We start from the raw sequence: 12186 nt of genomic DNA, 5'->3' as shown, positions 1-12186 counted from the left end.
TGCTCACAGGATGTTCTTGTGCAGTCGACCGTCCTTCACGATCACCGTGAAGTTCTTCTGCGGGTCTTCAAGCAGCCTGATGTCGTCGACCGGGTTGCCATCGACCACGAGCAGGTCCGCAAACGCACCCTCCTCGATGACACCGATCTTGCCAGGATATGGATTGCGGAGATTGGAGAGGCCAAGCAACTCGGCATTGACCGATGTCGCTATCTGCAGGACCTCGGCATTCTTGTACCAATTGGCCAGATGCGTGAGCATGACATTCTGGCGTGGCCCCAGTTCGGGCGAGAACAGCACGTCGGAACCCCACCCTGTCTTGATGCCGTACTTGCGGACAAAATCGTACACCCTTGGCGTTCCGGCGAAGAGCTGCTTGGCGCGCTCGACGCCTGGTCCGCTTGCCGATGCGGCATCTTCCATCGTCAGGAAGGGCTGCATGCTGAGCCACACGCCCTTCTCCCCGATCATCCTTGCCGTTTCCTCGTCCATCAAATGGCCGTGTTCGACGCAGGTCACGCCAGCGGCCAGCGCACGCTGCACGGCGCGGGGGGTATAGGCGTGTACGGTGACGTAGGTATTCCAATCCTGCGCGACCTCGACGCCGGCCCGAAGCTCATCTTCACTGAAGGTGACCATGTCCAGAGGACTGCGCGGCGACGACACGCCGCCACCGCCCACCAGCTTGATCTGCGATGCGCCCTGGAGAAGCTGTTCGCGTATGCGCATCTTCAGGTCATCGATACCGTCGACGATGGCCGATCCGCCCAGCAATTCGCCTTTGCTGAGCTTGCCGCCGTCACGCGGAATCTCGCTTGGCAACCGAAGATCGCCATGCCCTCCGGAAGTCGTGATCATCGCGCCAGCCGGGAAAATGCGCGGACCGGGAATCATTCCGGCATCTATGGCCTGCTTGAACGAGAAGGAGGGGCCTCCCAAATCGCGAACGGTGGTGAACCCGCGCATCAGGGTGCGATCCGCCTCGGCCGTGGATGCGGCGAAGATGATGCCAGGATCGCCATTCAGCAGAATGTTCAGCGGAACCGCCGCGAAAATCGTATGCCAGTGGGCATCGATCAGACCCGGCATAAGCACGCCATTGCGGCAGCCGACCACCGTTGCGTCGCTCGGCGCAGGCGCGTTCGTCATATCGATGCTGGAAATCCTGTTGTTCTCCACCAGGATTTGAGCGCCATCCTTCACCGTGCCCGATTTGCCGTCGAAAAGTCGAACCTCGCGAAACAGGATCTTGGAGGGAGGCGCGGCCGTCTGCGCGAACACAGGCTTGGCCAGCACGCCGGCAATGGTCGTGGCCCCAAGACCGGAAAGAAAACTGCGCCGCGAAAAGGCTTCCAGGCGACGGGAAGCCTTTTGAAGGTCGGGGTTGAAGCAGCCGCAACCGGAACTGTGAACGAGGTGACCGTACTTGGAGCCTAGCCGCAGCATGTCTTTTGCTTTCGGTTGAGCGACACTGGCACCTGCCGGGCGGCGCTTCGTGTCGCTGTTCTTGTTGTTTCAGATCCCGTCACTCGACCAGCACGTCTCCGCCGACAGGATTGGCGCTATCGAAGAGAAGAAACACGATCGTCGTTCCCGGTTCGGCCGTTGCGTCGGTGCGCCGTCCGCCAACCTCGCCGACAACCGGCGCGATGTACTCCGCGACGATCTCGCCGAACGTGTTCCTCTGAACGGCGAGCTTTTGGCCGACCTGCACGGCCTGATTGAGTTCGACCAGAAGCTCGACGAAGCCGCCATGGGTCGCGATTATCGGAACCATTCCATCGGCGACGAAGATATTCGTGTCCTTGCCCGTTCTGCCCATCGGGCCGGAAATGATGCCATGGAGCTTAAGGACATTCATTGTTCCTTCGACGAACAGCGCAATCATGTCATTGTCGAAGACACGAGGACGCCCGATCTCCGGCGTGAAGGCGGGGATGCCGACGTTTATAAGCGCGTTCGGCAGAATGCCCGGCTCGGCGAAATTGTCGAAAATCTGGTCGATTGGATAGAGTTCCGCCATCGCGCGCACTTCCGGCAAATCCATGCGCGCCAGGTGGAACGCCGTGCAATCCATGCCGGTGGCGCTCGTATGAAAATCGATTCCATAGTCGAGATTCGGCCTCAGCAGCCTGTTGAACACGAGGGCAGCGTGCCGCGACGGTGCGTCGGCGGCGTCTTCGTTGCCGGGGAACACGCGGTTGATGTCGATGAGGTCGATGCCACGGCCTGAGTTCGGCCATCTGCGGCCCATGGACTCGAGGGCCGGGCGCGACAGGTCGAATACGGCCACCACCGATCCGGACATGGCGGCGGGATCGAGCGCTTCCATGACCTTCTGCAAGGTGCGGATCGGACTCATTTCGTCGCCGTGCACGCCGCTGATCAGCCCCACGCGCTTGCCGGGAGCCGAGCCCTTGGCTACCATCACCGACACGTGCCAGTGCTGGCCCGTCGGCGCCTGCACGCCCTGAAAATAAAAGCTGTGCTTGCCTGGTTCCAGATCCGAGATGTCAAGCGAACTGATGACCTTCTTTCCGTCGATGACATCGCCGGTGTAGACGGTTCCCGACGTGCTGGCGGGGGACGCAGTCGCAGGTGCCGAACCCGTTTGTGCCTGCGCCGGTCCGGCCATGAGCGCAGCGGCGGCGCCGATCGTGGCGACCGATGCGATCATGAAGTCCCGACGGCCGAGGCCCTCGTTGGTTTCATTCGCCATGGCTGTGCCCCTTGCCGATCAGGATCATGCTGCGGATCTCGCGGTGACGCCTACGGGGCGGCCAGATCATCTCTGCCGATCCCTGTTGAGCGCATGGTGTTCGGGCATTAGTCCACCGGACGTTTCAGGGAGTACAGCCTCAGACAAGAAAAATGGACTGGTGGTCTATGATTGGGATGCTTTGCATACTGAAAGGACAGCCCCCGCAACTCATGTGAAAGCGCCGGGTGCGATACAACCGCCTCGGGCTTCGATGCACGTGATCAGGATCGGTCCGCGGATTAGCCAGCAGATCAATCAGAAAGGCCGGATAACAGCTTAACGATTGGTTAGTGTGATTTCGATGCTGCGAAACTGGCAGGCGCTACATTAGCCCCCGGCAACTGGTCTGCTTGAGGCGGCTAGGCTATCATGAAGAAGACGTGATCCGTGTTGCAGCAATAAGACGGAGAGTTGTCATGGATGCCAAGGATGATGCCGCCGGGCGATCCGGAAAAGCAGATGACGAGCCCCTGCAATGCGTCGTCGACATGGACACTTCCTCGGCACCACCCGCCGAGCAATTCGACCTGTTTCGAAGCTGGCATCAAGGTGTTGCCGACGCTGAACTTCTGCAAGACCAGAGCCATTCGTTTCCAGCACATGAAACAGTGTGGGATTTGGGAACGTTGGGTGTCATGTTCCTCGAATTGCCCGGCAATGCCTACCGCTGTCGCTGGCGCTGGCGGCATTTGAAAAACCCTTCGGTAGACAATTGGTATTTGAGCCTGCCCCTATCCAAGGGCAGGCATCCTGGAAATTGGCAGGTCGTGAAAACGACCCTGCAATCTTTTGCAGAGCCCTATGAATGCATGATGGAGGATGATGCCCTTCTTGCGCTTTTCTTGCCCCGCGATCTGCCATTCATCCAATCATCCAGGATCGAAATTCGCGAGGAGTCGAAACGCTTCTTGGCGGACTATGTGCTGCTCTTGTACCGCTCGCTTCCCGATCTGAAAGCGGTGGACATACCGCACATTGCCACTGCGACCACCAATCTGCTGGCCGCGTGCCTGTTGCCATCGCATGAGCGCGTCACCGAGGCACAGCGTGTGATAGACGCCGTGATCGTCGAGCGCGCCGCCAAGATCATTGCAAAAAACCTGAGCGATCGGAACTTGACACCCGACAGGCTTTGCCGCGACCTCGGCGTGTCCCGCTCCCGCCTCTACCGGATATTTGAATCCGCTGGAGGTGTTTCGAATTATATTCGCCACAAACGTCTCATCAAGACACGCGATATACTTGCTGACAGCCTGGATGGACGACCGATCTCCACCGTTGCCGGGGAATGGGGCTTCACGGATCCATCGGCATACAGCCGGATGTTCAGGAAGGAATTCGGCATCACGCCAAAGGAGGCACGCGCGGAAGGCTGGCGAGGTGCCCAGGCCGCGACCTTGCAGCACATCGGTCATGCCGAGAGCAGGGCACACACGTTGAGCGGTCTTCTGCTGCGAAACAGCTTTGGACCCTAGAGAGATTCCAGGAAAAGTGTGATCGGTTTTCCCGGGAAAAGTGCGTAGCGCTTTCCCTGGGGAATTGCGTTGAAACAAAGAGATGGAGCGTTTTACCGTTTCGGTGAAACGGTGAAACGGTGAAACGCCCTAGACCGCGATGAGGCCGGCAAGGATGCCGTAGATTGCCGCGACCGCGCCAAGCGCGGCGACGGCGAACATCCCCATCTCGACGGGAGTGAATATCCTCTGCCCGCGTTCCTTGCGAGCCATGATAAAGAGGATCGTACCCGGTCCGTAGATGGCGGCCGAGAGCAGCAGGTGCTTGGCGCTGGCGGCGTATATGAGACCGGCGGTATACACCAATGCTATTGCTGCCCTTGCGAAATCGACGCGCCGCGCCGCGGGGTCGTTCTCGTAGCTCTCACCACTCCATGCAAGCTTGAACCCGTAGGCGGCGACGAGAAGGTAAGGGATGAGGATCATGGAACTCGTCAGTTCGAGCGCGAGCCTGAAGGCCTGTTGAGCAAACAGCGTGAGGATCAGGAAGACCTGCACGACCGTATTGGTCAGCCAGAGCGCGCTCGACGGCACGCCATGCTTGTTCTTGTGTGCAAGAAAACGCGGCATGGTCTGGTGATGTGATGCGGTGAACAGGATTTCGGCGGCCAGCAGCACCCAGGACAGATAGGCGCCGGCAACGGAGATCAGCAGGCCGAAGCTGACGAACTTGGCGCCCCATGGTCCGACCACCGCCTCCAATACGCCGGCCATGGATGGATTGCGCAGCGCTGTCAGCTCGGGACGAAGCATGATCCCGTAGGACAGGATGGTCACCAGCACGAGCAGACACAGCACGCCGAGGAAACCAAGAAGCGTCGCGCCCCCAACATCCCCGCGATTGCGTGCGTAACGCGAATAGACGCTCGCGCCTTCGATTCCGACAAAGACGAATACGGTCACCAGCATCGTCCCGCGAACCTGGCTCGCGATGGCGCCAACGCTGACTTCTTCCCCGCCCCAGAAATTGGCTGTGAAGATATCTGCCCTGAAGCCGTAGATGACGAAAACGATAAAGAGAAAGATCGGAATGATCTTGGCGTAGGTAACGACGGTATTGATCGCCGCCGCTTCCTTGACGCCGCGCAGGACCAGCGAATGCACGATCCACAGGAGCATCGAGGAAATGACGATCGCCGTGACGGTATTGCCGTCGCCGAACACCGGAAAGAAAAGCCCTAGCGTCGACTTTATCAGCACGAAATAAGAGACGTTGCCGAGAACGGCGGCAGACCAGTAGCCGAGGGCTGAGAGGAAGCCGAGATAGTTGCCAAAGCCGGCCTTGGCATAGGCGTATACGCCCGCGTCGAGATCTGGCTTGCGAAGCGACAAGGTCTGGAAGACGAACGCCAGCATCAGCATGCCGACGCCGGCAATGGCCCAGGCGATCATGGCCCCGAACGGGCCGGTTTCGCGGCCGAAGGCCTGCGGCAACGAGAAGATGCCCGCGCCGACCATCGAACCGACGACCATGGCCGTCAGGGTCCATATCGAGAATTTCTGCTGAACGGCTGAGTTCATCGAATGGATCAACAATTCCTTTGGCCGATGGACCGTTCAGGAGGCCTCTTTGTCACGCCCGCAACCTAGCCCGAGTCTGACGCCCATGTGATTGGCATAAAATCCCGCCAGTATACCTGACGTCCCAAACCTTTCCCGTGGCTCGTGTAACCGGTTGCCGACGTCCGGATTTACTGCTTCTGATCATACATAACCTTGCTGGATCGAGACGTGTCGGCGAGGCGTCCGATCGCGAACTCTGGTTCGCGCAGCCAGGAGAGAGGTCTATGGCTTCAAACGATAATCAGAAGCTTTCGCTGTTTGCGCTGACCAGCATGGTTGTGGGATCGATGGTCGGCGCGGGCATTTTCAATCTGCCTGGCCGGTTCGCGACCGCGACAGGTCCGTTCGGCGCGATCATCGCCTGGGCCATTGCGGGAACCGGCATGTACATGCTGGCGCGGGTGTTCCAGGCGTTGGCCGAGAAGAGGCCAGACATCGACTCAGGCGTCTTCGCCTATGCCAAGGCCGGCTTCGGCAACTACATGGGCTTCCTGTCCGCCTTCGGCTATTGGCTTGGCAGTTGCCTGGGCAACGTCTTCTATTGGGTGCTCATCGGCTCGACGCTGGGGCGGTTCTTTCCCGGGATATTTGGAGACGGCAGCAGCGCCATCGCGATCATCGTGTCGCTGATCGGCATCTGGGCTTTCCACTTCATGATCCTTCGCGGCGTCGAGCAGGCGACCTTCATCAACACCATCGTGACGATCGCCAAGATCGTGCCGATCCTGGTCTTCATCCTGCTCCTGATCTTCTTCTTCCATTTCGGGCAGTTCCGCGAGAATTTCTTCGGCGGGCTGGACATGCCGCCGAAGTCCCTGATCGCCCAGGTGCGCGACACGATGCTGATCACGGTCTTCGTCTTCCTTGGCATCGAGGGCGCCAGCGTCTATTCCCGCTTTGCCAAGGTGCGTTCCGACGTCGGCACGGCGACGATCCTCGGCTTCGTCGGCGTCACCGGCCTGATGGTGGCGGTCACGCTGCTGCCCTACGCGGCACTGCCGCAATCAGCCATCGCCGGTGTCCAGCAGCCGTCGATGGCCGGCGTTCTCGAGGCGGTCGTCGGTCACTGGGGTGCGGTCTTCATCTCGATCGGCGTTCTGGTCTCGGTGCTCGGCGCCTATCTGGCCTGGTCCCTCATCTGCGCCGAGGTGCTGTTCGCGGCGGCAAAGTCGCAGGACATGCCAAAGCTCTTCGCGGCGCAGAATGGCAACAGGGTTCCCGCCAACGCGCTCTGGCTGACCAACATCGTCGTGTCGCTCTTCGTGATCTCCACCTACTGGTCCCGGGATGCGTTCAACTTCATGCTCGACATGACGAGCGTCACCGCGCTGCTGCCCTACCTGCTGGTGGCCGGCTACGGCATCCTGCTCGCCCGCAGCGGCGTTGGCTATGAAAAGACGCCGGATCAGCGCGGCCGCGACCAGATCTTCGCCTGGATCGCGGCGATCTATACGATCTTCATGTTCGTCGCCGCCGGGCTCAAATACGTGCTGCTTGTCGCCGTCCTCTTCGTGCCTGGAACCATCCTCTATGTCTGGGCGCGGCGCGAGCAGAAATTGCAGCTGTTCACGCTCGCCGAACTTTTCGTGTTCGCCGTGACGCTCATCGCTGGCCTGATCGGAGCCTACGGGCTGCTGACAGGCGCCATCGCACCTTGAACAGAAGGCAGGAAGGTCATGACAAACAATACTCCATTCGGCGTTCATTCCGAGGTTGGTCAGTTGCGCAAGGTCATGGTGTGCGCCCCCGGCCGGGCCCACCAGCGACTGACACCCAGCAATTGTGACGCTCTCCTCTTCGACGACGTGCTCTGGGTGGACAATGCCAAGCGCGATCATTTCGACTTCATGACCAAGATGCGCGACAGGGGCGTCGAGGTGGTCGAGATGCACAATCTGCTGGCCGAGACGGTCGCCATCCCGGAAGCCAAGAAGTGGATCCTCGACCAGCAGGTCGTCCCGAACCAGGTCGGCCTCGGCCTGATCGACGAGGTCCGTTCCTATCTAGAGGGCCTCTCCAATCGCGAACTCGCCGAGACGCTGATCGGCGGGCTGTCGACCTTCGAATTCCCGGAAAGCATCGGCGGCGAACAACTGGCGCTGATCCGTGACGCCGCCGGCGTCAACGAATATCTGCTGCCCCCGCTGCCGAACACGCTCTATACCCGCGATACCACCTGCTGGATCTATGGCGGTGTGACGCTGAACGCCCTGTACTGGCCCGCGCGCCACGAGGAGACCATCCTCACCACCTCGATATACAAGTTCCACCCCGACTTCGCCGGCAAGGTCAATGTCTGGTGGGGTGACCCGACCCAGGACTGGGGACTTGCCACATTCGAGGGCGGAGACGTCATGCCGATCGGCAAGGGCAACGTGCTTATCGGCATGAGCGAGCGCACCTCGCGCCAGGCCATCAGCCAGGTGGCGGCGGCCCTGTTCGAGAAAGGAGCTGCCGAGCGTGTGATCGTGGCGGCAATGCCCAAGCTGCGCGCGGCGATGCACCTCGACACGGTGTTCACCTTTGCCGATCGTGACTGCGTCCTGCTGTATCCGGACATCGTCGATGGCATCGATGCATTCTCCTATCGCCCCGACGGGAAGGGCGGCGTCGAACTCCACAAGGACAAGGGCAGTTTCGTCGAGACGGTGCGCGATGCGCTTGGTCTCAAGAAGATGCGCGTCGTTCAAACCGGCGGCAACGATTACATGCGTGAGCGCACCCAGTGGGACAGCGGCGCTAACCTTGTCTGTGCCTCGCCAGGCGTGGTGTTCGCCTATGACCGCAATACCTACACCAACACGCTGCTTCGCAAGGAAGGCATCGAGGTCATCACCATCACCGGCGCCGAACTCGGGCGTGGACGTGGCGGCGGTCACTGCATGACCTGTCCGATCATCCGCGACGCCGTCGATTATTGACCGTCAAGGACCAAGGCGCGGACGTTGTTGAGCCGATCGAGGTGGGAACATGGCCCCACCTCGACACTCCCCGTGCCCAAGAGGCCGCAGCGGCATCCTGTCAATCCATAAGTGCGCGGGTCGTCATCGGGCGGCCTCTGGCGTGCCCACGATCCCATCGTTTCGGGCTTGAGCTGGAGCCAGATGAATCAGAGACGGAGGACACATTTTTTGGATTTCCCGCTCATGTGCCTCCTGTTTAATTGGTAAATAATTCAATATGATAGCTCTAATTCAGAGCTATGTGAAATCGTTCGGAGAATAGAGAATGCGCAAGATTGCTTTTGCTGCTGTGTTGGCCGTACTGGCGTCAGGATGCACGGCTACTGAACAGCGGACCGCAGGCACGGCCTTGGCCGGCGCAGGCACTGGTGCGGTTATAGGCGGCCTTGCCAATGGTAGTCGTGGGGCGCTCGTGGGCGCGGCAATCGGCGGAGGCACGGGTGCCGTCGTCGGCGCCGCCACGGCGCCTCGCGAATGCTGGGCTCGCGACCGGTGGGGCCACAAGATACGTGACCGCAACGGACGGCCCGTCACGAAGCGTTGCTGAACGCACAGTGGAACTGGGGCCGGAGCATCATCGCATCCTGCCCCTCTTCTCCTTCGCCATGGCGGCAATTGATACTGCCGCGATTTCGACCCGTCGGAATTGATCCGGATAACGCTATATTTGCAGGCTTTCGGCAGCAAATGTCATGGTATGATAGTGCTGTCTTGTGTCGTTGCTCCGAAAGTCTGCCTGTTTCCAGCGATGTTCTAGAAGTGTCTGCGATGCAATCGCTGCACGCGAGGTCCGAAATCATATCATGACAGAACGAGCGCTTGTCGCACCTATCTGCATCCTGGCGATAATCGCCGTGGTGACAGCGCTCTACACCGCAGCCTCGGTTCTGGCGCCGGTCGCCTGCGCTCTGTTCCTGATAGCGCTCGTATGGCCTTTGCAACAGAATTTGCAGCGATTTCTTCCAAAGCTGCTCGCTCTGGCGGTTGTCGTCTGCGTCGTCGTCCTTGGCTTCTTCGTGTTTGCATCGGCCGCGACCTGGGGATTTAGCCGCATAGGTCGATCGGTCATTGCCGACAGCGCCCGCTTCCAGTTGCTTTACGGCCAGCTTGCCGATTGGCTTGAGGGCCACGGTATCGTTGTGGCCGGGGTATGGGCCGAGCATTTCAACGTGGGTTGGCTCGTGCGGATAGCGCAAGGCGTGACGGCGCGGCTGAACACGATGATCTCGTTCTGGATCGTGGTTGTCGTCTATGTCTTGCTGGGCCTGCTTGACACCAAGACGATCGCTGACAATGCCCGTGCGGCGTTAGACCCCGGCACCGCGAGCGTGCTGATCGATGGAAGTGTCCAGACGGCATCGAAGTTGCGCCGCTATATGCTGGTCAGGACGTTGATGAGCCTTGCAACGGGCTCGATGGTTTGGGCGCTGTCAGCCGTCTTCGGCCTGAGATTTGCAGCCGAATGGGGCGTCATCGCCTTCACGCTGAACTATATTCCGTTCATAGGCCCGCTCGTTGCGACGTCCTTGCCCACGCTTTATGCCCTGGCGCAATTCGGCTCACCGCAGGCCGCCATAACGATCTTTGCCGGTCTCAATGTCATCCAGTTCGCGATCGGCAGCTACATCGAGCCGCGGGTGGCTGGCTACGCATTGGCGGTATCGCCTTTTGTGGTCTTGTTCTCGGTATTCTTCTGGTCTTTTCTGTGGGGTGTGTTCGGTGCGTTCATAGGCGTTCCCATCACCATCGCAGTGCTCACCTATTGCATGCAATCGCCATCGACGCGCTGGGTCGCTCAATTGCTTGGCCCGCCGGGCCGCATCCCAAACAGGGATGAAACTTGAAGCCTGCAAAAACCGCGCTCGATAGCCATGCGCCTTCGGCAAGCCGTCCGGTCGTGCGGGACTGGTCGACATCACCGCCTTGACCTTCACTTTCCCAAGCTGGAGCAGTTCGCCATTTCATGGAAACGGCGAACTGCTCCAACTATTTGTTTTTACGCAATTCCTCTGGGAAAACCGTTTCACACTTTCCTGTAATTGCTAATTGGTCTTTAGCTTGCCGACGCGGTTCTCGGCGATCCAGCGGGCGGCCAGGACGAGCGCGCCCATGCTGAAATCCTTGCCGTGCTTGGCCACCATTTCTTCCGACAGATCGGCAAGCCGTTCGAAAAATTCGTCCTTGCTTTTGTCCTCTGCGGTGAGTTCGGTCTGCATTTCATCCTCCTGTGTCATGCGGACAGCGTCCGCTATTTGAACATCTGCGCGGGGAAGGTGACGATCGCGGCGGTGCCGTCGACGGCGCCCATCGCCAGATGCCGTCCATCGCCCGACCAGGCAAGCGCGGTTACCGCGCTGCCCAGCGGCCTGACGAGGAGCTCGTCACGCATGCCGACCTGGGCGACGGTGATGCGGCCATTGGCGTAGCCAGCCGCGATCAGCTTCTTTTCCGGGTGCGCCGCCACCACCTCGACCAGAACCAGCCCGGCGCGACCCGTTTCCAACGCACCCGAGGTTTCGCCGCCAACCGGCAGGGCGGTCATCGACCAGCCAGCGATCCGGAACGCGCCCGAGGCAAACAGCGCATTTCCCGGCGAGCTCCAGCACACGGTCCGAACAGGCGAGGGGAACTCCTCGACGATGTCAGCTTGGCCATCGGCGACGCTGACCAGGCCAAGGCCACCTGCCTCCAGCCCGCAGGCCAGCCACGTGCCGTCACGGCTCCATCGGATCGACACCGGGCGTGCCGGGAGCGAAACATCGCGTATCAAGGCCGCGTTGCCTTCGACCGCCCAGATCGACAGCCCCTCGCCAAGGCCCAAGGCGAGGCGCCGGCCGCCTGGCGAGAAGGCAAGGGAATCCGTCGACGATGTCTCATCGCGTTCCAGTCGCGCGGCGCCGCTTCCGCTCTGCGAGAGGAAGACATCATGCCCGTTGCTGACGGCTGTCGTGCCAGCCCTCGCGCTGTGGTCGATCGCGACGATCGGCCCGTCTATCCTGACCAGAGGGTTCGCGACTTCACCGCCGGCGCTCAGATGCAGCACCTCGCCGCTGGCCGCGCCAACCAGAAAGCCGGAATGCGGATGGGTGGTGAGCGGGACATCGCCCTCGGCGAATGCCGCCGTGGCGATCAATGGCACTGCCGGCTTTTCCCGGGGGCGGATCGTCGTCTGGCCGAGATCGTTGCTCACCCGGATCCGCGCTTCCGGCGGCTCGTTGTCCGCGACCGCGGCAATGGCGACGGTTCCGTCCACCGAAGTGAAAGCGACAGCAGAACCGTCGGCGCTGAAGCGCAGATCCGCGATCGCCGACGGTCGTTGCCAGGTGCGCGCCAAGAGGTCGAACAAGGTCAGGTTCTGCATCGTCTGCTGGTTCATGCTTTCTCT

The 12186-nt window shown here is 60.5% G+C and carries 10 protein-coding genes; 5 read left to right on the top strand and 5 right to left on the bottom strand.

Going from position 1 to position 12186, the window contains the following annotated elements:
- Nucleotides 1-3: 3 nt before the first annotated feature.
- Both AC07UC_RS29710 and AC07UC_RS29705 read right to left on the bottom strand, forming a co-directional pair.
- A complete protein-coding gene (locus AC07UC_RS29710) occupies nt 4-1446 on the bottom strand; it encodes a metal-dependent hydrolase family protein (RefSeq protein WP_494908333.1) in 1443 nt (480 codons plus the stop codon).
- Between the two features lie 79 nt (nt 1447-1525).
- Nucleotides 1526-2719, bottom strand: a complete 1194-nt coding sequence (locus AC07UC_RS29705) for a M14 family metallopeptidase (protein WP_494908332.1) — start codon at nt 2717-2719, stop codon at nt 1526-1528.
- Between the two features lie 458 nt (nt 2720-3177).
- Between AC07UC_RS29705 and AC07UC_RS29700 the strand changes: the two genes are divergently transcribed.
- Nucleotides 3178-4236: a helix-turn-helix domain-containing protein gene (locus AC07UC_RS29700; protein ID WP_202323681.1), complete on the top strand. Its 1059-nt coding sequence runs from the start codon at nt 3178-3180 to the stop codon at nt 4234-4236.
- A gap of 129 nt (nt 4237-4365) precedes the next feature.
- On the opposite strand, the gene AC07UC_RS29695 is transcribed toward AC07UC_RS29700, so the two are convergent.
- Nucleotides 4366-5796: a basic amino acid/polyamine antiporter gene (locus tag AC07UC_RS29695; protein WP_494908331.1), complete on the bottom strand. Its 1431-nt coding sequence runs from the start codon at nt 5794-5796 to the stop codon at nt 4366-4368.
- A 266-nt stretch (nt 5797-6062) separates the two neighbouring features.
- Here AC07UC_RS29695 and AC07UC_RS29690 point away from each other — a divergent pair, with 266 nt between their 5' ends.
- The 4 genes from AC07UC_RS29690 (at nt 6063) to AC07UC_RS29675 (ending at nt 10645) form a co-directional block, all read left to right on the top strand.
- Nucleotides 6063-7496 (top strand): basic amino acid/polyamine antiporter, encoded by a 1434-nt coding sequence (locus tag AC07UC_RS29690; protein ID WP_140775153.1) that lies wholly within the window; start codon nt 6063-6065, stop codon nt 7494-7496.
- 18 nt (nt 7497-7514) lie between these two features.
- The gene (gene arcA, locus AC07UC_RS29685) at nt 7515-8759 is read left to right on the top strand and encodes an arginine deiminase (RefSeq protein WP_172351759.1); all 1245 of its coding nucleotides are present in this window, start codon (nt 7515-7517) and stop codon (nt 8757-8759) included.
- A gap of 307 nt (nt 8760-9066) precedes the next feature.
- Nucleotides 9067-9348, top strand: coding sequence for a YMGG-like glycine zipper-containing protein (locus AC07UC_RS29680; RefSeq protein ID WP_140775155.1), 282 nt, complete (start codon nt 9067-9069; stop codon nt 9346-9348).
- Between the two features lie 256 nt (nt 9349-9604).
- Entirely contained in the window at nt 9605-10645 is a 1041-nt protein-coding gene (locus AC07UC_RS29675) for an AI-2E family transporter (protein WP_172351757.1), read from the top strand.
- A gap of 198 nt (nt 10646-10843) precedes the next feature.
- Here the strand turns inward: AC07UC_RS29675 and AC07UC_RS29670 are convergent, their stop codons facing one another.
- Together AC07UC_RS29670 and AC07UC_RS29665 are read right to left on the bottom strand one after the other, a co-directional pair.
- Complete coding sequence (locus AC07UC_RS29670) at nt 10844-11017, bottom strand: hypothetical protein (RefSeq protein WP_172351756.1); 174 nt, start codon at nt 11015-11017, stop codon at nt 10844-10846.
- A 32-nt stretch (nt 11018-11049) separates the two neighbouring features.
- Nucleotides 11050-12177 carry a WD40 repeat domain-containing protein gene (locus AC07UC_RS29665; protein ID WP_494908330.1) on the bottom strand — a complete coding sequence of 376 codons (1128 nt, stop codon included), beginning with the start codon at nt 12175-12177 and terminating at the stop codon, nt 11050-11052.
- Between the last annotated feature and the right edge of the window lie 9 nt (nt 12178-12186).

This window comes from Mesorhizobium sp. GW821-FHT04C10 (assembly GCF_059420305.1).
This window is presented reverse-complemented; position numbering and strand designations above follow the sequence as displayed.

Bases quoted from the DNA above. Each gene is read 5' to 3' on its own strand.
- AC07UC_RS29670 (WP_172351756.1), bottom strand. From the start codon at position 11,017: ATGCAGACCGAACTCACCGCAGAGGACAAAAGCAAGGACGAATTTTTC.
- AC07UC_RS29680 (WP_140775155.1), top strand. From the start codon at position 9,067: ATGCGCAAGATTGCTTTTGCTGCTGTGTTGGCCGTACTGGCGTCAGGA.
- AC07UC_RS29665 (WP_494908330.1), bottom strand. From the start codon at position 12,177: ATGAACCAGCAGACGATGCAGAACCTGACCTTGTTCGACCTCTTGGCG.
- AC07UC_RS29700 (WP_202323681.1), top strand. From the start codon at position 3,178: ATGGATGCCAAGGATGATGCCGCCGGGCGATCCGGAAAAGCAGATGAC.
- AC07UC_RS29690 (WP_140775153.1), top strand. From the start codon at position 6,063: ATGGCTTCAAACGATAATCAGAAGCTTTCGCTGTTTGCGCTGACCAGC.
- arcA (WP_172351759.1), top strand. From the start codon at position 7,515: ATGACAAACAATACTCCATTCGGCGTTCATTCCGAGGTTGGTCAGTTG.
- AC07UC_RS29675 (WP_172351757.1), top strand. From the start codon at position 9,605: ATGACAGAACGAGCGCTTGTCGCACCTATCTGCATCCTGGCGATAATC.
- AC07UC_RS29695 (WP_494908331.1), bottom strand. From the start codon at position 5,796: ATGAACTCAGCCGTTCAGCAGAAATTCTCGATATGGACCCTGACGGCC.
- AC07UC_RS29705 (WP_494908332.1), bottom strand. From the start codon at position 2,719: ATGGCGAATGAAACCAACGAGGGCCTCGGCCGTCGGGACTTCATGATC.
- AC07UC_RS29710 (WP_494908333.1), bottom strand. From the start codon at position 1,446: ATGCTGCGGCTAGGCTCCAAGTACGGTCACCTCGTTCACAGTTCCGGT.